The sequence below is a fragment of the Nonomuraea harbinensis genome, from assembly GCF_019396385.1.
Taxonomy (GTDB): Bacteria; Actinomycetota; Actinomycetes; order Streptosporangiales; family Streptosporangiaceae; genus Nonomuraea; species Nonomuraea ferruginea.
Genome location: NZ_JAHKRN010000020.1, coordinates 86,477 through 104,936 on the forward strand (window position 1 = coordinate 86,477; position 18,460 = coordinate 104,936).

Sequence of the window (18,460 nt, forward strand, 5' to 3'; positions counted from 1 at the left end):
GCTCCCTTCAGGGAGCGGAGGAGTCACGGTTCCTCCTCGATGAGTGGTCCCGAAGGCAAGTGTGAGCGAGAGGACCGACAGATCGTCAGCGCAACGTCGCCGTGAAACTGCGGCCGTGGGCGTGGCGGGTCGTCGCCTGGATCAGCATCCCGCCCGGCACCCGCCGCACCTTCACCCCCTCGTCCGCCGAGTCGACCCGGAGACGCGGCCCGTGCAGCACGACGCTGACCCGGTCCCGCCGCATCGTCGGATCCGACAGCGCGACCACCGTACGCTCGCCCGACCGCACGATCACCGAAGCGGGCCCGTCGACCAGCATCCGCCCGGTGAGACGCGGCCCGTCCGAGAAGACGTTGGCCGCCACGATGCCGAGCCCTTTGTGCTGGATCGCCTGGATGTGCCGGTCGTTGGCCAGCACGCGCACCGTCCCACGCGCGTACCCGCGCAGCCCCGCCTCGGTCGCGCCGGGCACCAGAGCGTAGGCAAGCTCGGGAACGTGACCGCCCGCGGGATGCGTGACCGACGCGGTGAAGACGTTCTTGGTGACGCTGGTGTCGGGGTTGCTCGTACGGACGACTCTGCGGCTGCGGGTCACCGTCTCCAGCCCGGCGGTGACGGGCTGCCTGGTGAGGAAGGCGTAGCCGACGGCGGTGCCGCGGGTGTCGTTGGCGTAGCGCAGCCAGCGGGGCGGCGTGGTGTCACCCGCCCGCCAGGCTCCCCCCTGCCAGCGTTCGCCGGTGACGGCGACCGCGTCACCGGGAGCGGCGATGCGGCTGTCCACGGTCGTCACCGCGGCACGCCCGCCCTGCCCGGCGACCCCCGCCGCCAGCACCACGATCTCGTCGTCGAGCATGAACCACGACTTGGTGGCCCGGGCATTCCGATAAGCCACGAAATCCTCGGGCAGAACCCCCTCCTGCTTCGCCGTATAGGCCACGTCATCGGACTGCACGAAACCGGCCGCCCCGTACACCCCGGACGTCACCCCGCCGGAGAACGCGTTCTCGCCACGCGGGAAGTACACGTACGTGTTCTGCGACTCCGACGACGAGGTGAAGTTCAGCGGATGCCCCGGGTTCTCGTACCAGAACCGCCCGTACAACTCGGGCACTGTCCGCCGCTCCTCCACCGGCGCGGTGACCCCGGCCAGCCGGTACGGGGAGACGGCCGTGAAGTAGTCGACCCCGAACACCTCCCGCTGGTCCTCGCCCGCCAGATAGAGGTAGTAAGCCCCATCCCCCTGGAACCAGGGCATGAGGTTCTCCCCGTTCATGTACTCGTACTTGCTGATCCGCTCCGAACTCCGCGCCAGCGCGAACGCGTACCCGGGCCGCCGGTGCACGGCCCGGTCCATGGCGTTGAAGGCCACGGACCGCGAAGGCGGGTTCAGGTCGGCCGCCGGGATGGTGTCGTCAGAGCGGATGGCCGAGTAACGGGCGATGCTGACCGGAGAGACGAACGAGCCCGTGTCGGCGGGAGGCAGGTGCTTGACGTACTTCTTCAACGCCAGCGCGCTGTCCCCGCCGACGTGGTCCGCCAGGTCGGCGATGGCCTCCACGATGATCCCGACGTCCGCGTACCCGGTGTTGGTACGGGACACCGCGCGCCCCTTGACGATCTCCATCATCCAGCCCTCGAAGATGAGCGGGGCGAAGCCGTCGGTGATCCACCTGTGGACCACCTCCCCCAGCCCTGACCCGGTGGTCGCGCCTTCGAGCGTCTTGAGGGTCTGGACGACGCGGGTCAGCAGGATGCGCCCGTACGAGCCGGTGTAGGCGACCGAGTGGTGCTGGATGAAGGAGCCATCCTGGTAGTAGCCATCGGTGACGCCGTGCTGGAGATCGTACGGGTCGATGGTGGCGAAGACGGTGGCCTGGTCGGCGATGGCCTTGGCGACGCGGGCGTCGTCGGCGGTGAGGGCGCCCTGGAGGATGCGGTTGGCGGTGATGTCGGCGAGGTTGGCGCCGGTGTGGAAGCGGGAGTCGAGGTCGACGTCGCCGTCCTTGCCGTTGCGGAGGTAGGCGTCCATCGTGGCGAGGTACGTGGGCGTCAGGGCGGGGCGTTCGTCACGTAAGAGGTCGGCGAGCAGGACCAGGGTCCGGCTGACGTGGGTGGGGATGCCGATCTCCCAGTTGTGCCAGTTGCCGTAGTAGCCCGCCGCCTGGTCGCCGAAGTGGCGCTCGTGCAGCCATTGGAGTCCTTCGACGACGCGCCGCTGGACGGTGGCGTCGCCGTCCAGCTCGCCGCCCGGGGTGCGGGTGGCGAGCGCGATCTCGTACAGGAACTGGAAGGCCTGGCGGAGTGCGGCGTCGTCGGCGCCGAGCGTGAGTCCGGCGAACAGCTCGCCGTCGCCTGCCCGGTCCATGGCGGTGAGGCGCTGCCTGGCGGTCCTGAGGATGGCGGCGAGCTTGGCGGCGACCTCGGGCCGGGTGTTGCTGTCGGGGGTGCCGGCGAGCATGGCCACGGTGTTGGCGAGCAGCCGGGCGTGGTCGGCGCCGGAGGCGGCGGCGCGCACGGGAGAGGCTACGGCGAGGAGGCCGGCGGCGGGAAGGAGGGAGAGGGCCTGGCGGCGAGACAGGTGCGGCACGGCTTGACTCCGGGCTGTCGGGGGCTCCTCACATGATCCACATTCACCGCGCTGGAATCCATAGTCATCTCACGCCCCCCTGCGGGCCGAACGCGACGGGAGCCGCACACGACTGCTGCTGTGCGGCTCGGCCATGTCGTTCATGGGACGGCTGCTGAGCGGCAGCGCACCGCTGCGGGGCAGGGCCGCCCTGGAACTCGTCGTCCCGCCCCTCGATCACCGGCTCGCCGCGGAGTTCTGGGGGGCGGCCGATCCCGTCACCGCGGTCCAACTCAACGCCATCGTGGGCGGCACCCCCGCCTACCGCCGCGAGTTCGCCCGCGACGACACGCCGTCCGGTCCGGACGACTTCGAGGACCTCTACAGATCGCCCGCCCAGGTTTGAAGGTGGACACCGTGGCGGGAACCGATGAGGATCGGGACGAGGAGGAGCGATGATCCTGGACAGGCGTCCCCTGCTCGCCCTCGCCCTGGGCGGCCTGCTCGTGACCGGCATCGCGGTCATGCTCGTCACCCGGCCGCTGTGGCATCAGGTGTTCACGCCCCGCGTCCTCGCGAGCGTGGTGATCACGGCCGTCATCGTCATCGTCCCCACGGTCCTGGAGCTCGTTCCGCCGACCGTCCGCATGGTGTGGGGTCTGGCGTTCGTGGCCTTCGGCGGTGTGGCGGCGCTCGCCACGGCCCTGGTGCATCTGACGCGCGGGTCGCCCGAGGTGCTGCACGCCGAGGATGCCCTCTCCCTCGGGATGGTCGGAGGGCTGGTGGCGGGCGGGGGCGTCGTCCTGGTGGCGAGGGCCGTCCGGCTGCTGCGCGAGGCGGGCGTGGAGCACCTCGGCTGGGCGGAGGAGCGGAGCGGCGAGGGGTACGTTCCGGTCTGTGCCTGTGGCTGGGAAGGCGAACCGGGGCCGAGCTCGTCGCAGGCCCTGGAGGAGGCGGGGGATCACGCGGGCCGGGTGCGGCTCACGGGCCCGCGGGATTCCGGTCGTCCACGTGCGACAGGATGACGGCGTCCGCCACCAGGGTGATCTGGTTCTGCCCGTAGCAGTCGGCCTGGTGGGTGGCGAGGTCCGTGCCGCAGCCCGCGCAGACGAGGTTGGGGCCGTCGATCTCGCTGATCCCGCAGCAGCCGCCGACCCGGGACCGGTCCGGGTGCAGGAGCATGCCGACCGCGTCGTCCGGGTGGATCACCAGGCCGGGCGGTTCCCCGGAGAACTCCTCGGGCCGGTGGTTGGCCGCGTACGTGCCGCGCGGCATCCGCGGGGGCTGGATGCGGTCGGTGGGCACGGTCGCGCCGGCGATGGCGGTGTAGTGCGCCGGCGGCAGGGGGATCCTGCGGACCGGCAGGGTGATCGGGCGACGGCAGGCGAAGCAGAGGAAACGCGCCACAAGGGCGACGATACTTGACGTCAACCGAACTTCAGGTTGCACCGTACGAGGATGAACAGCTTCGAGATCGGCGTCATCCTGCCCGGGGTCGGCGTGCAGCGCGGGGACGGCATCGACCTGCGGGAGGCGGCGCGGCACGCCGAGGACGCCGGGCTGGACGGCGTGTGGCACGGTGACCACCTCGCCGTCGGCGGCCCCACCCTGGACGCCCCGATCGCCCTGGCCACCGCCGCCGCGGCCACGGCCCGGGTCAGGATCGGCACGAGCGTCCTCATCCCGGCGATCCGCCCCCTCGCCTGGGCCGCCAAGCAGGTCGCGACGCTCCAGTACGTGTCGGGCGGCCGGCTGGTGCTCGGGGTCGGTTCGGGTGGCGGTCCCGGGCAGTGGGCCGCCGCCGGGGTGCCCTATGCCGAGCGCGGGCCCCGTACCGACAGCGCGCTGCGGCTCCTCCCGCGCCTGCTGGCCGGCGAGCGGACCGAGGTCGAGGGCGCGGCCGTCGAGCTGGCGCCGTCCGTGCCGATGCCCCCGGTCTGGGTCGGGAACGCGTCCATGACGGCGATCCGGCGGGCCGCGCGGCTGGGGGACGGCTGGTTCCCGTCCCTGATCTCCCCCGCTCAGCTGGCCGAGGGCGCGGCGCGGCTCGGCGAGCTGGCCGCGGAGCACGGCAGGCCCGCGCCGGTCGTCGCGATCGGGGGGACCTGCGCCCTGGGCACGGGGGTCCCTTCCCGTGAGGAGATCGCGTCAGGCATCGGCGGCGCCTACGGGCGTCCCGTGGAGGAGGTGATCGACATCCCGCTGACCGGCCGTCCGGAGGAGGCCGCCGAGAAGCTGGCCGCGTACCGCGAGGCGGGGGCGCGGCACGCGGTGATCGGGATAGCGGGCGGGGACTGGCGGACGCAGGTCGAGCTGCTGGCGGAGGTTCGCAAAATCTTGCATGACACGCATTGATGCGCGTTGTGTATGTTTGACCTGTCCCCTCTAGACAGGATGCGTACATGAGCGCCGACACCGCGCAGACCGCGACGCCCGAAGAGTCGCCGAGCTCCAGCCCCACGGCGATGCGCCAGATCATCCCCCCGGACATGCTGGAGCGCGGGCGGTGCCCGTTCGACCCGCCGCCCGGTCTGCGGGAGCGGCGCGGCCAGGGGGCGGTGCAGCCGCTGCCGCTGCGCAACGGCGCGCAGGCGTGGCTGGTGACCGGCTTCGAGGAGGCACGCACCGTACTGTCCGATCCGCGGTTCAGCGCCGACAAGATGCGCCACCGCGACGCCACCTCGATGCAGCCGCACGAGGTGGACGCGACCACCACCCCCGAGCCGCCCGCGACCCGCGAGGACGGGTTCTTCGTCTTCATGGACCCGCCCGAGCACACCCGGCTGCGGCGGCTGCTGACCGGCCAGTTCACCGTGCGGCGGATGAAGGCGCTGGAGTCGCGGGTCACCGAGATCGCCGTCGAGCACATCGAGGCGATGAAGGCGGCCGGCGACGAGGCCGACCTGGTGCCGGCGTTCGCGCTGCCGCTGCCGTCGCTGGTCATCTGCGAGCTGCTCGGCGTCGACTACGCCGACCGGGCCGAGTTCCAGGAGCACACCTCCGTGGCGCTCGACAGCAGCGCCGACCCCGAGCGGCGGGCGCTGTCCGGGGCCGAGCTGTACGGGTTCATGCAGCGCCTGGTCGCCCACAAGCGCGACAACCCTGCCGACGACCTGCTGTCCGGGCTCGTCCACGACGCCGACCCGCCGCTCACCGACGCCCAGCTCGTCGACGTCGCGCTCGTCCTGCTCGGCGCGGGCCACGAGACGACCGCCAACCAGCTGAGCCTGAGCACGTTCGCGCTGCTGGAGAACCCCGACCAGCTCGCCGCGCTGCGCGCCGACCCCTCCCTGATCGACAACGCGGTCGAGGAGCTGCTCCGCCACCTGTCGATCATCCAGCTCGGCGTCAACCGGGTCACGACCGAGCCCGTCACGCTGGGCGGCGTCGACATCCCGGCCGGCGCCACGGTCGTGATCGCCACCCCTGAGGTCAACCGTGACGCCCAGCACTGGCCGGACCCCGACCGGCTCGACGTGCGGCGCCCCCGCACCCCGCACCTCGCCTTCGGTCACGGCGTCCACCAGTGCCTCGGCCAGCAGCTCGCCCGCGTCGAGATGCAGATCGGCCTGCGCGAGCTGATCACCCGCCTGCCGGGCCTGCGCTTGGCCGTGCCGGCCGAGAAGATCCCGGTACGGAACGAGATGTTGATCTTCGGCGTCCACTCCCTGCCGGTTACCTGGTCATGACGGCGCTTCCGGGACGGCGTGAGCGGAAGAAGCAGGCCACTCGCGCCGCCCTGAAGGAGGCCGCGCTGCGGCTGGCGATCCGGGACGGGGTCGAGAACGTCACCGTCGAGCGGATCGCCGACGAGGCCGACATCGCGCTGCGCACCTTCTTCAACTACTTCTCCAGCAAGGAGGAGGCGGTGGTGGCCACCGTGTCCTCGGCCGCGGAGGCGCTCATCGCCGAGTTCCGGGCGCGGCCCCGTACGGAATCCGTTCTGCGGGCTTTCCGTGAGGCGGTGCTGGTGATCCTGAACGAGAGTGACGCCGCCAACCGCGACTACCTGGCGGTGGTCAGGCTGATCCACCGGACGCCGTCGCTCGTACCGCAGCAGCTCGCCATGCTCGCCGCCCAGGAGAAGGCGCTGGCTTCAGCGATCGCCGATCGTGTCGATGTCCCTGAGGACTCCGTCTACCCGACGGTGTGCGCGGCGGCGGTGCACGCGGCGCTGCGGATCGTGGTGAACCAGTGGCTGGAGGCGGGGCGGGAACCGTCCGCCGAGGTGCTGGGGCGGCAGGTCGACCTGGTGATCGCCGAACTCGCCGCGGGGCTGGACCGGGCCGGACGGTAGGGGGTCAACTGCGTGGGTGTCCACTACCATGCCGCTTAGTCCCCATCTGCGAAGTGTCTGCGGCGTCGGGACAACCCCAGGAGGTCGCGTGTGCGTAAGTTGGGACCTAACTGGACTGGCTCATTGTCGGTACTCGACGCGATCAGTCTGCCGCCGCTCAACGTCGCCGAGGTGCTCACGGGCCGGTCGGCTCTGGCCTACCGCAGCGTCCGATGGATCCAGGTCATGCACTGGCCTTCCGACGAGTTCGTCCGGCCCGGAGACCTCGTGCTCAGCACCGGGGTCGCGCCGTCCGAGCAGGCCGCGCGCGAGTTCCTGGAGAACGTGGTCAGGTCCGACGCGGCCGCGCTGATCGTGAGCCTGCCCGAGGGCCTGGATCAGCAGGCGATTCTGGCGCCGGTGATACCGGTGGCGCGGGCACGGGAGTTCCCCGTGCTGTCGCTGCCGTGGGAGGTCCCCTTCGCGGACGTCTCGCGGACGATCGTGACCCGCCTCATGGCGATGGGGTGTTACGCCGACGAGTCCTCCTGCGCGTTGCGGCACGCCGGTGTCCGGCGGACGCCCCTGAAGCTGAACGTGTCCGAAGAGATCTCGCGGGCGATGGCGCTGCGCGCGGAGTCGGCGGATGTCGAGGTCGCCCTCGGGCGGCCGGGGGCCGGGGCGGACGCGCACGAGAGCCTGGCCAGGCTGGTCGCCGAGCTCCAGAGCACCGCGGCCCGCGAGCAGCTCCAGTTGCGGCTCTGCCAGCGGCCCGGGGTCGCGCTGCTCGTCCTCGAGGACGGGCGCGGGGTCATGACGTTGCGGCGCCTGCTGGAGAGGGCTCGCCAGTCGGTGTCGGACACCTCCACGCACTGGGTGGTCGCCGATCGCGACGGTCACGAAGCCTCGCACGAGGCGCCGGAACTCGCGCAGTCGATGAAGGTCGGCCGGGAAATCATGCGCGACGGTGACAGCTGGGTGGCGAGCCAGCCCCTGGAGTCACTGTTCGTCCTGGGCGCGATGGCGCAGAATCCGCTCATCAACTCGGTGGTCGTCGACGCCGTGGGACCGCTCGTGGAGTACGACCGGCAGAACCGGCGCAACCTGGTGGAGACGCTGCAGGTGTTCCTCGACGAGTCCTGCAACACCAGCGCCGCCGCGCGGCGCCTGTTCCTCAACCGGCATTCGCTGATGTACCGGCTCACCAAGATCGAGGAGCTGACCGGGTTCTCCCTGAAGGAGCCGGCCGACCGTTTCTTCCTGCACGCGAGCGTGCGCCTGTACAGGTATCGGCTCGTGGAGGGCATCGCCGAGGAGTGAGCGTCAGCCGATGAGCTCCCCGCCGTCGACGACGACGTTCGCGCCCGTCATGAACCCGGCCGCGTCCGACAGCAGCCAGCACGCGAGCCTGGCCACCTCGTCGGCGTTGGCCATCCGGCCGAGCGGGACGTACTCGGCGACCCGCTCCAGGAACCCCTCGCGGCCACCGAACGGGTGCCAGATCGCGGCGTTGAACGGGGTGTCGACATACCCGGGGCACAGTGCGTTGACCCGGACCCCGTCGACCGCGTGGTCGTGCGCGAGCTGGCGGGCGAGCGCGATGGTGGCTCCCTTGGACACCGCGTACGGGACCAGCGCGGTCTCCGGCTGCAGGCCGGAGTTCGACGCGGTGATCAGGAAGACGCCGCCGCCGTTGCTCCGCAGGTGGGGGATGACCGACTTCGCGATGACGAAGTGGGCGCGGACGTTGACCATGTAGCTGTAGTCGAAGTCGGCGACCGTGGCCTCCTCGACGTCGCCGCCCCGCTGGACACCGGCGTTGGACCAAGCGGCGTCCAGCCCGCCGAGCCCCTCGGTGGCGGCGTCGACGGCGCGGGCGAGCTGCTCCTGGTCGGCGACGTCCACCGGGATCGCGATGGCGTCCAGCTCGCGGGCGAGCTTCAGCAGGCGGGTCTCCTGGTTGTCCAGCAGGGCCAGCCGGCAGCCGGCCTCAGCCAGCATGCGCGCCCCGGAAGCGCCGATTCCCGTGGCGCATCCGGTGACCAGGATGCGGGAAGGCAGCTCGGCGACGATCCTCATGCGCACTCCAGTCCCCGTTGGGCCAATCCGTAGGCTACCGCGTAGCGGTGCCCAAGTGATCCCGCCACGTTGCCGCGTCCCACCGTCGAACCCGGGGGCAGGCACTCGGCGATCGAGGCGAGCACCTCGTCGTCGCCGGCCGCTCCGCCGACCACCAGAAGCGGGAGGGCTTCGGCGACGCCGAACGCATCCAGCGCACGCACCACGTTCCGGCCGATGGTCTCCGCCTTGGCCGCCATCCGCCAGGCGCGCCACTCACCCAGACCGAGCGACCGGTTGAAGGGAAGCAGCCCCACCGGACCCTCGACGCACAGCGCGCCGACCGCGCCGCCGGACAGCGGTGCGTCCAGGAAGGCCCGGCCGCCCTTCTCGTCGATCACGACGTGCGGCGAGTCGGCGTGCAACGCGGGCACCCGCTTGGCGTGGTCGGCCAGCCCCATCGGGATGGCCAGCGCCTTGGCCGTCACGGTGGTGAGCATCTCCCCCGCTCCGGCCAGCACGAGGCGCCGGTCGCCGGCGGAGACGTCGATCGTGCCGCCGCCCAGGTCGGCGATGACCGCGTCACCCGGACAGCCCGGGGTCGTGAGGGCTCCCGCGCGTCCCGCCGCCGCTTCGGATCCGGCGAGCGACACCGGCGCGTCCAGCGCCTCCGCCAGCACCCGCGCCGGGTCGGCGACGGGCAGGGGCCCCGAGTCGAGCACCGCTGTGATCACTTGGTCGACGCCGACCGTGCCCCGCCGGGACCGGGCCTGCCGGGCGATCGCGTCGAGGTGGACGGCGTAGACGTCATCAACGCTGTCCCATCGCGGACCCGCCCAGCGGACGGCCGAGACGCGGCCGGGCGGCGACCGCCTGAGTCGGTCGACCGTGCCCGTCAGGTCGGCGATGGTCCCATCACTCCATCGAAGCCAGTCCCCCGTCTCGGTCGATGGTGTCTCCCCGCGCCGACCGTCGTCATCGGCCAGCAGCGCGACGACCGCGTACGAGGAGTCGGCCAGTTCGTGGGTGAGCGCCCGGACGTACGGGCTAGCGGCAGGAATACCGAAGGTGTCAGCCACCCAGTACGGGTCCGCGAGGCGTCGCAGGGGCCGCCCGTGGGGGCGCGCCTCGACCGCGACCAGCTCCGAGGCGCCCAACTCCCCCGGCGGCACCCCATCGACCACCGGGAGCCGGTCGCCCAGCCGGTTCGCGATCAGGACCGCCTCGTCGCGTTCCACCAGGACCGCGACGATGTCGGCGCCTGCCCTGCGGGCTTCGTTGATCTGACCCGCCGCGTGGTCGTACGCGACACCGGCGGGCACGACGACAACCAGCGCGTCCAGCCGGTCGGCGTCCGCCGGCGAGCCGTGACGGCGGACGCGCAGCGCGTCCAGGGTGACCGGCCGGCCGGCGGCGACGGCGTCACCGGCGGCCGTCGTCGCGGCGCGGGTGAGCAGGCGCAGTGGGCCGGTGCCCGCCGGCGCCCGCCCGCCGGCCCGGCACGCCGTGCGCACCGGATGCGCGGGGGCCAGGCACGCGGAGTCCACGCGCACCGAGCAACTCGCCGCCGTTCGCAGGACCAGCCGTGCCGCGGCGGTGAGCGACTCCGCGCTTCCCTTGGTTCCCCGGGTCATGCCGCGGGCGGACGCCAGGACCTCGACGCCGCCACGTGCCGCCCGCGCGAGCACGATCTCCGTAGTCGAATTGCCGATGTCGACGCCCGCGACCACGGTCATGGCGCGAGGCCGCAGCGCGCGTAGACGTCCGCGGCCTCGCTCACCAGCTCTGCGCACCTCGGCATCCCCTGCGCGGCCAGGCCGTCCGCTATCTCGCGCAGCTCCGCGGCGGTGGAACGGCCCGGGCGCAGGGCCTCGTAGAGGCGCATCAGCTCCTCGTCACCAAGCATCGCCATCTCCGCGCCGCGCCGCAGACTTTCGGCCAGCTGACTGTTGCCGAAGCGGTCGGCCTGCGCCGCCTGGTGGAGCAGGGTGTCCGGATGAATGCGGATGTCATCGAGGGTCAGCTCGCCGGAGCGGGCTCGTTCCAGCGTCAGTTCGTCGATCGGCCGACCTGACACGGCACGCGGCGTCAACGGTTCCATCTGACCTCCTGGGGGGGCAGATCCGGGCGGCTGTGGGCACGCTCAACCGCCACCATCGAGACGACCCGGGTGTGGTATCTGGCGGTGATGGCTTCATCGGTGTAGGCGTTCCGGACAGGGTCGGGGGTGCTGCCCTTGGCGTGGCGTCCGGCGTTGATCCCCATGGCGCGATACATCTCCCGGGTCACGAGCGGGGCCACGCTGAAGAGTTCGAGGTTCATCAGCGGCGCGAGGTCACGGCGGTGGATCAGCGCCGTCCCCTTGGCCTGCAGACCAATGCCGATGCCCGAGCCCGCGAGCCGTGCCGCGGCAAGCCCGATGAATCCGACGTCGATCGTGGCCTGGACCCGCACCAGTCGGGCTTCGCAACCCTCTTCCTCAAGCCCTGCCGCGAGTTCTTTCAGCACTTCGTAGACGGTCAGCCCGGACAGGGTCTGGTGCAGGCTGACGGCGAGAGCCGGTGACAGCCCGATCACCACCTCGCGAGGGTCGTCGCCGGGCGACGCCGGGCCCGCGTCGGTCAGGACGCCCGGCAGCGCGTGCCGATCCTGCTCACTGACCAGGTCGATCACGGATCTCTGCTGCCGTACGGTATCGATCTCCCGCCTCCGCTCGGCGGGCATCTCGTAGCCTGTCCCGGGGCCGCTGTAGTCGTTGGGGTCGGTGACGCCGGACAGGACGTTCATCTGCTCGTCGAAGATGGCGGCGGTCTGGAGGTAATCTCCCTGCACGCGGGCGCGCAGCATGCCCAGCACCCTTTCGGCCTCTTCGGGGTATCCGCATTCGTCCAGCGCGCGTACGACGTCGAGACCGGTGAGGCCAGACTCCTGGATCACTCGGGAGGCGTGCAGGACAGCCAGCGAATCCGGTTCGGCCAGGTCCTTGGATCCCTCGGCGGTGACGACGGACTCGAGGTGCTCGTCGCTGAAGTCGGCCAGCCCGAGATACCGGTAGACCGCCCGGGTCGCCTCGGCAGCCTTACGTCGCAGTTCCAGGACGGTCTGTTCGTCGGCGCTGCGCAGCCCACCGTCGACACCCCAGTCACGCTGCAGGACCAGGTAGTCGTCCAGATCGTTGGCGTTGAAGTTGGACGGGCCGAACATGTTGTCGTAACGCGGGACGGAACCGAAACCGGAGAAGATGAAGTCCGACCCGGCGAGGAAGAGCGGCAGGGTGCGGGCCGTCCTGCGCATGTCGGACTCCGACATCAGGGTGTCGTTGCCGGAGCAGGATTCCAGGTTGCGCATCATCACCATGAGGTTCTCGCTGAGCAGCTCACGCACCCCGCCGGGCACGGACGCCGCCACGCTCGCCCCGTCGATACCGCCGTTCTGCACTCCCTGGGCGCCCATCGCGCGGGCCAAGGCCACGCAACGAGCCTCCAGGTATCCCATGGACTTTCCTTCGGCATATCCCATCAGGACCTCGGACCCGGCCCCGCTGGAGACCCGCATCTTGATCCCACGGGAGGCGTACCCGGACACCAGGAACGCCTTGGACCAGGGGGTGTCGTCGCCGTCCACGAACACCCGTTCCGTCCCGTACAGGCTGACCGTCTCGGCGTAGGACACGAGCCCGCGCATGCCGAGCTTCAGTTCGAGACCTTCCTCGACCGCGCACTGGGTGAGCGCGCCGGCGGCGGGCACCTGGGAACCGATCAGCAGAGCCATCGCGACGGCGGGGGCATCATGGAGCACCGGCACGGTGGTCTCCAGCTCGCGGAACCCGAACGCCACGGCGGTGGCCGCGTCCGCCGCGATCAGCAGCGGGTCGTCCATGCGGTTGGTCACGTGCGCCTGGTTCGCGGGAGTACGACGCACCCGCATTTTCATGATCGCCATCTGCATCTCGACCGGCTTCAGCCCGGCCAGAACACGTGCGATCTTGGCCGGTGTCATGCCGGAGGTCAGCCTGACGACCTCGTCACGCGGCGTCGCGCTGTCGACGAGGAGCCTGGCCAGCTCCCGTTCGTCCATCGCCATCACCTCGGGCGCGACGGCCAGGTCCAGGCCGTGCCGGGCGATGAAGTGGTCGATGCTGTCGAACTCCTCGACCGTACGGCCGTCCATCTCCACCACGACACCGTCCCGGACGCGGATGCCGGGCTCGGGGTCGTGCGGTGAGCTGAACGACATCAGGCCGAGGTCCGGATTCTCGGTGGAGAAGCCGTCGAGGTTCACCCGCTGGGCGTCCATCATCCGGAACCGCCCCGAACGCTGCTCTGGAGCCGTCATCGCCGCACTCTCTCGGGTTGAGGATCGGCGACCCGCGCCTGACCGCCGGACGGGGTGCCCGACGCGGGCGACCCGCCGCCTCGCGCGGGCGGCTCCTGCGCGGACTCCTCGGGTATCGCGCCCGCCGTGCTCCGGCCGCGCCTGGTCAGTACGAACAGCGCGAGCAGCAGCGCGAGGAGAGTCACCAGGATCAGCACGCTGGCGATGGCGTTGATGGCCGGGCTGACGCCACGCCGGATCGAGGAGAACAGCAGGATGGGAAGCGTCTGGGACTGCCCCCGGGTGAAGAACGCGATGATGAAGTCGTCGAACGCGAACGTGAAGGCGAGGATGAACCCGCCGAAGATCGCCGACCCCAGTTGCGGCAGCGTGACCTGGAAGAGCGTCCGCAGCGGCGGCGCGTAGAGGTCCGCGCTGGCGTTGCGCAGGCTCGCGTCCATCTGCGCGATCCGCGCCTTGAGCACGATCATCACCACCGCGATGCCGAACACCGACTCGCCCGCGATCACGCTGATCTTGCCGAGCCCCAGCTCGGGCGGCGTGTCCCCGGGCCACAGGTACGCCAGCCACGGGTTGAGCCAGTCGGCGAAGGTGACGAAGGCCAGCAGCAGCGACAGCCCCAGCACGATCGCGGGGATCACCACCGCGACGTACGTCATCATCTCGATGGTGCGTTGCGCCCTCGGCCTCAGCCCGGTCACCCCGATCGCCGCCGCCGTGCCGAACAGCGTTGCGATCACCGCCGAGGCGGTGGAGATCTGCAGGCTGTTGCGCAGCGCCTCCAGGATGAAGGGATCGGTCCACGCCTGCTCGTACCAGGTCAGCGACAGCCCTTCGAGCTGGGTCACGTGCCGTCCGGAGTTGAAGCTGAAGACGACGACCACGGCGATCGGCACGAACAGGAACAGATACACCAGCAGCGCGTAGCCGGAGAGCAGGCGATCGAACCTGGCGGTCTTCACAGCACCCCCTCGGTGGGAAGCGGTCCGGCCAGCCTCCGGGTGAGCCTGGAGTAGCCCACCACGACGAAGCTCATGAGGAGGATGAACGACCCGGCGAGGGCGGCACCCAGCGGCCAGTTACGCGACTGCAGGAACAGGTCGGCGAGAGCGTTGCCGAGGAAGTACGAGCGTCCTCCGCCCAGCAGGACGGGGATCAGGTACTCCCCCATCACGGGGATGAACACGAGCAGACAGCCGCTGAGCACCCCCGGAGCCGACAGCGGAAGCGTCACCTGCCGGAAGGTCGCCAGCCGATCCGCGCCGAGATCCTTCGACGCCGCCCGCAGCGAGGGGTCGATCCGCTCAAGGGAGACGTAGATCGGCAGCAGCATCAGCGGCAGGTAGTTGTAGACGATGCCGATCACGATCGCGAACGGCGTGTTCAGCAGGCGCAGGTCGTCGGCCAAGCCCAGCGTCGACAGCACCTCGGGGATGCCGTTGTTGCCGAGCAGGAAGATCCAGGCGTAGGTCCGGATCAGCATGCTGGTCCAGAACGGGACGATGATCAGCGCGAGCAGCACCATCCTCATGCGGCCGGCCTTCATCGCGAGGTAGTAGGCCAGCGGATAGGCCACCACCAGCGTCACCGCGGTCCCGATCAGGCTGAACCGCACGGTGTTCAGGATCGGGACCAGCCGGGTCTCCAGCTCGCCGTAGTTGGCCAGCGTGAACCCCGGCAGGTAGCCGCCGCCCGGCCCCCGCACCCCGACGGACACGACGAACAGCACCACGAGAGGGGCGATCATGAACAGCAGGAACCACAGCACGGCGGGACCGGCCGCGACGGCCGAGCTCCGGCCCCGTCGAGCTGTGGACGTCATGGTCTTACGGCTCACGACGACTTGATCCTCGCCCAGGTTTCGGCGCGCAGCGGGCTGTTGTACGTCTCGGCGGTGGCGAAGGAGAGCGGCGCGATGGTCTCCTCGGCCGGGTAGATGACCGGGTTGTCCCGGACGGCGGCGTCGACCATCGCGGTCACCGCCGGGTCGGCATGCGGATACAGCGAGAAGTTGATGTTGTCGGCGGCGTTCTGGGGCTGGTGGATGAACTTGAGGAACGCCCAGGCCGCTTCGGCGTGCGGGGCGTCCTTCGGCACCGACCAGTTGTCGCTCCAGATCTCACCGCCGTCCTTGCCGATCACGTACTTGAACGCGGGATTGTCGCGGACCACCTGCACCCCGTCGCCCGTCCAGGCGATCGACATCCAGGTGTCCCCGTTGCGCAGGCCCGGCTGGGTGTCGCTGCTGATGGCGAAGAGCTTCGACTTGATGCTCTTGAGGAACTTCTCGACCTCGCCGAGCCCCTTCTCGTCGCCGACGTTGAAGTCCAGGCCCAGGCTGACCGCGGCCGACCCGATCGAGGAGATCTGGTGGTCGACGATCAGGGCCCTGCGGTCGAGGGTCGGAGCCAGCTTGAAGAACTCGGCCCAGCTCGACAGCTCGGAGCCCAGCTCCTCAGAGAAGATCATCCCGGTGGTGCCCCAGTGCTTGGGGAGCGTGAACTTGTTGCCCGGGTCGAACTCCTGGTCGACGACCGCCTTGTTCCACCCGGAGACGTCGACCTCGATCTTGTCGTAGTCGAGGGGCTGGAGCAGCCCGCTCTGGATCCAGCCGGGGATCGCGTACTGGCTGGGAACGGCCACGTCGATGCCGGAGTTGCCGGCGCGGAGCAGCGCCTCCATCTCCTCCGTCGAGCCGAACACCTGCACGTTGACGCGGACGCCCGTCTCGTCGGTGAACCGCTGGAGCACGGCGGGGTCGTCGTAGTTCGGCCACGTCGCGAGGTTCAGCGTCGAGCCGAGCTCGCCGCTCTTGGCGGCGGTCCCGGTGTTCGAGGCCGTGGTCGGCGGCGCGCAGGCCGACAGCGAGGCGCCGGCCCCCGCGGCCAGGCTGCCGTAACCGAGGAGTCGCATGAGACTGCGGCGGGAGATCGCGTTGGGGGATGGCATGGGCACTCCTTAGGACTTCGCGGCGGAATTCCACGTGGGCACGACTCGGGCGTCTCTCGAATTCCAGCCGACGACCACCGCGCCGCCCGATTGGAAATCGATCTCGTGGGCGGTGCCGGCCAGCGGAATGCGCACCTTCACCGCGCCGATCGTCTGCGTCCGCACCGTGCAGTCGACCTGGTCCCCGTGAAAACTGAATGCCTCCACCACACCGGTGGCCGTGCATTCGGCGGCCTTGCTGTCATCGCTGTCCGGCGCGAACAGGCGCAGGCGTTCGGGACGCAGCGCCAGCCGGACGTCCTGGCCGGAATTCAGATCCGCCGTGGCGATGCCGGAGAAAGTCCCGGCCTCCGTCTCGACCTGAGTGAGGTCGTCGGAAACGCCCGCCACGGTCCCCGCGACGAAATTCATCGTGCCGATGAAACCCGCCACCCACGAGTCCGCCGGCCGATCGTACAAGTCCATGGGGGTGGTGTCCTGCACGATCTCGCCCTCGCGCATCACCGCGATGCGGTCGGCCATCGACAGGGCCTCCCCCTGGTCGTGGGTGACGAAGATGAAGGAGATGCCGAGCCTGGACTGCAGGGACTTGAGCTCGGCCTGCATGTCGACGCGGAGCTTGGCGTCCAGCGCCGACAGCGGCTCGTCCAGCAGCAGGACCGACGGGTGGGCGACCAGCGCCCGCGCGAGAGCCACCCGCTGCTGCTGTCCCCCGCTCAGCTCCGACGGCCGCCGCCGCGGCAGGTGGTCCAGCTGCACGAGCTGGAGAGCCGCGTTGACCCGCGACTCGATCTCGGACTTCGCGATCCGGGGCCGCTGCTGGCGCAGCGCGTATCCCACATTCTTCGCCACATCCATATGCGGGAACAGCGCGTAATGCTGGAAGACGGTATTCAACGGCCGCCGGAATGCGGGCATGTCCGTGATCTCACCCGGACCGAGATGTATTTCTCCGGCCGACGGCGACTCGAATCCCGCCAGCATCTTGAGCAGCGTGGTCTTTCCGCACCCCGAGGGGCCGAGTAGGGCGAAGAACGTGCCCGGCTCGAGGGAGAAACTAACGTTGGAGACAGCACGCACGTCACCGTATGCTTTGCTCAATCCCACAACGCGAAGAAAACCCTCGGCAACCTGTTCGTCATTGGTTACCGCAGTCACGCAGACCTCCGTATCAGGCCTGCCGCCCGCCGGTTTCCCTCGCACATTTCCGTGGGGGACCGGTAAGCGGCACGTGCCCCGGAGCATGCCGCGCGCCGCGAACGGCGGTCAACGACTGCACTCGCTTTCCAACACCTTGTTGGTCACCGGCGCGCGTCTTTCAGCCACTTTGAAGCCATTTCAAGATCATGCCTGGACCGTGCGCGGGGCGAAGGCCTTCCGGCTGTGCGCGAGCGCTTCTCGTACGGCTGGATTGTGGGTGTTCTTCCAGACCAGGGCGAGCATGGCGGGCTGGTCGACGTCGTCGATGACGCGGGCGGCGAGCCGGTCGCGGTGGTGCGCGGCCATCGACTCGCTGAGGATGCCGACGCCGAGCCCGCGCGCGGCCAGGTCGGCGACGGCGTCCCCGGCACTGGCCTGGAACGCGATCACCGGCCGGCGGTCTCTCGCCGCGCAGGCCCGGTCGAACACGGCCCGCAGGCCGGTGCCCTCCGGCATGCAGACGATCGGGTACGCGGTCAGCTCGTCCAGCGTGACCCGCTCCCGGTCCGCGAGGGGATGGCCGGGGGGCACCGCCGCGACGAGGCGTTCCCTGGTGATCGTCATCGTGTGGAGCCCGTCGTGCTCGCCGGTCTCCGTCCCGATGAGGGCCAGGTCGATCGTCCCGGTTCGTACGCTCTCGGCTAGCCAGTCGGAGTTGCCCTCCAGCAGCGAGATCTCCACTCCCGGGTGCGCCCGGTGGAAGGCGGCGAGGGCGTCGAACAGCGGGGTGACGGTGCAGCCGATGACCATGCCGACGGTGAGCCTGCCCTGGATCAGGCCGGTCACCTCCCCCACTGCCTGCTTGACGGCGTTAGAGGCGGCGAGGGCGGCGCGGGCGTGTTCGAGCGCGGCCTTGCCGGCGACGGTGAGGGTGACGGTGCGGGTGTGCCTTTCGAAGAGCTCGGCGCCGAGTTCGCGTTCGAGCTGGCGGATCTGGGCGCTGACGCCGGACTGGCTGATGTGGACGCGCTCGGCGGCTCTGGTGAAGTTGCGCTCTTCGGCGACGGCTATGAAGTACTCGAGCTGCCGGAGTTCCATAAGCGTTGATTCTAGTTTCGGCGAGGCCTACCTGTTGG

General features: G+C 70.3%; 17 protein-coding genes. 6 read left to right on the plus strand and 11 right to left on the minus strand.

Annotation, left to right across the window (positions count from 1 at the left end; all coding sequences use genetic code 11):
* Window positions 1-85: 85 nt before the first annotated feature.
* Entirely contained in the window at window positions 86-2,587 is a 2,502-nt protein-coding gene (locus KME79_RS21585) for a polysaccharide lyase family 8 super-sandwich domain-containing protein (protein WP_219545981.1), read from the minus strand.
* A 142-nt stretch (window positions 2,588-2,729) separates the two neighbouring features.
* On the opposite strand from KME79_RS21585, the gene KME79_RS21590 reads away from it, so the two are divergent.
* Complete coding sequence (locus KME79_RS21590; RefSeq protein ID WP_246640195.1) at window positions 2,730-2,972, plus strand: hypothetical protein; 243 nt, start codon at window positions 2,730-2,732, stop codon at window positions 2,970-2,972.
* A gap of 49 nt (window positions 2,973-3,021) precedes the next feature.
* Window positions 3,022-3,591 carry a hypothetical protein gene (locus KME79_RS21595; protein ID WP_219545982.1) on the plus strand — a complete coding sequence of 190 codons (570 nt, stop codon included), beginning with the start codon at window positions 3,022-3,024 and terminating at the stop codon, window positions 3,589-3,591.
* Here KME79_RS21595 and KME79_RS21600 read toward each other — a convergent pair.
* On the minus strand, window positions 3,548-3,973 hold the full coding sequence (locus tag KME79_RS21600; protein WP_219545983.1) for a hypothetical protein: 426 nt from the start codon (window positions 3,971-3,973) through the stop codon (window positions 3,548-3,550). The two genes, KME79_RS21595 and KME79_RS21600, sit on opposite strands and share 44 nt — an antisense overlap.
* A gap of 51 nt (window positions 3,974-4,024) precedes the next feature.
* Between KME79_RS21600 and KME79_RS21605 the strand changes: the two genes are divergently transcribed.
* The 4 genes from KME79_RS21605 to KME79_RS21620 all read left to right on the plus strand — a co-directional run bounded on the left by KME79_RS21605 (window position 4,025) and on the right by KME79_RS21620 (window position 8,162).
* Window positions 4,025-4,921 (plus strand): LLM class flavin-dependent oxidoreductase, encoded by an 897-nt coding sequence (locus KME79_RS21605; RefSeq protein ID WP_219545984.1) that lies wholly within the window; start codon window positions 4,025-4,027, stop codon window positions 4,919-4,921.
* Between the two features lie 47 nt (window positions 4,922-4,968).
* Window positions 4,969-6,255: a cytochrome P450 gene (locus tag KME79_RS21610; protein ID WP_246640196.1), complete on the plus strand. Its 1,287-nt coding sequence runs from the start codon at window positions 4,969-4,971 to the stop codon at window positions 6,253-6,255.
* Entirely contained in the window at window positions 6,252-6,863 is a 612-nt protein-coding gene (locus KME79_RS21615) for a TetR/AcrR family transcriptional regulator (protein WP_219545985.1), read from the plus strand. The genes KME79_RS21610 and KME79_RS21615 overlap by 4 nt, the downstream gene beginning before the upstream one ends.
* Before the next feature lie 123 nt (window positions 6,864-6,986).
* The gene (locus KME79_RS21620; RefSeq protein ID WP_219545986.1) at window positions 6,987-8,162 is read left to right on the plus strand and encodes a PucR family transcriptional regulator; all 1,176 of its coding nucleotides are present in this window, start codon (window positions 6,987-6,989) and stop codon (window positions 8,160-8,162) included.
* A gap of 3 nt (window positions 8,163-8,165) precedes the next feature.
* Here KME79_RS21620 and KME79_RS21625 read toward each other — a convergent pair whose 3' ends face one another.
* From KME79_RS21625 to KME79_RS21665, 9 genes are all read right to left on the minus strand, one after another.
* A complete protein-coding gene (locus tag KME79_RS21625; RefSeq protein WP_219545987.1) occupies window positions 8,166-8,921 on the minus strand; it encodes an SDR family NAD(P)-dependent oxidoreductase in 756 nt (251 codons plus the stop codon).
* Window positions 8,918-10,636 carry a diol dehydratase reactivase ATPase-like domain-containing protein gene (locus KME79_RS21630; protein WP_219545988.1) on the minus strand — a complete coding sequence of 573 codons (1,719 nt, stop codon included), beginning with the start codon at window positions 10,634-10,636 and terminating at the stop codon, window positions 8,918-8,920. The genes KME79_RS21625 and KME79_RS21630 overlap by 4 nt, the downstream gene beginning before the upstream one ends.
* A complete protein-coding gene (locus KME79_RS21635) occupies window positions 10,633-11,001 on the minus strand; it encodes a diol dehydratase small subunit (RefSeq protein WP_219545989.1) in 369 nt (122 codons plus the stop codon). Before KME79_RS21635 ends, KME79_RS21630 begins: the two co-directional genes overlap by 4 nt.
* Entirely contained in the window at window positions 10,989-13,235 is a 2,247-nt protein-coding gene (locus KME79_RS21640) for a propanediol/glycerol family dehydratase large subunit (RefSeq protein ID WP_219545990.1), read from the minus strand. Before KME79_RS21640 ends, KME79_RS21635 begins: the two co-directional genes overlap by 13 nt.
* A complete protein-coding gene (locus KME79_RS21645; protein ID WP_219545991.1) occupies window positions 13,232-14,197 on the minus strand; it encodes an ABC transporter permease in 966 nt (321 codons plus the stop codon). The genes KME79_RS21640 and KME79_RS21645 overlap by 4 nt, the downstream gene beginning before the upstream one ends.
* Complete coding sequence (locus KME79_RS45075; protein ID WP_219545992.1) at window positions 14,194-15,072, minus strand: ABC transporter permease; 879 nt, start codon at window positions 15,070-15,072, stop codon at window positions 14,194-14,196. Before KME79_RS45075 ends, KME79_RS21645 begins: the two co-directional genes overlap by 4 nt.
* On the minus strand, window positions 15,069-16,184 hold the full coding sequence (locus KME79_RS21655; protein ID WP_219545993.1) for an ABC transporter substrate-binding protein: 1,116 nt from the start codon (window positions 16,182-16,184) through the stop codon (window positions 15,069-15,071). The genes KME79_RS45075 and KME79_RS21655 overlap by 4 nt, the downstream gene beginning before the upstream one ends.
* A 9-nt stretch (window positions 16,185-16,193) precedes the next feature.
* A complete protein-coding gene (locus KME79_RS21660) occupies window positions 16,194-17,342 on the minus strand; it encodes an ABC transporter ATP-binding protein (protein WP_219545994.1) in 1,149 nt (382 codons plus the stop codon).
* 186 nt (window positions 17,343-17,528) lie between these two features.
* Window positions 17,529-18,422: a LysR family transcriptional regulator gene (locus tag KME79_RS21665; protein ID WP_219545995.1), complete on the minus strand. Its 894-nt coding sequence runs from the start codon at window positions 18,420-18,422 to the stop codon at window positions 17,529-17,531.
* Window positions 18,423-18,460 lie beyond the last annotated feature (38 nt).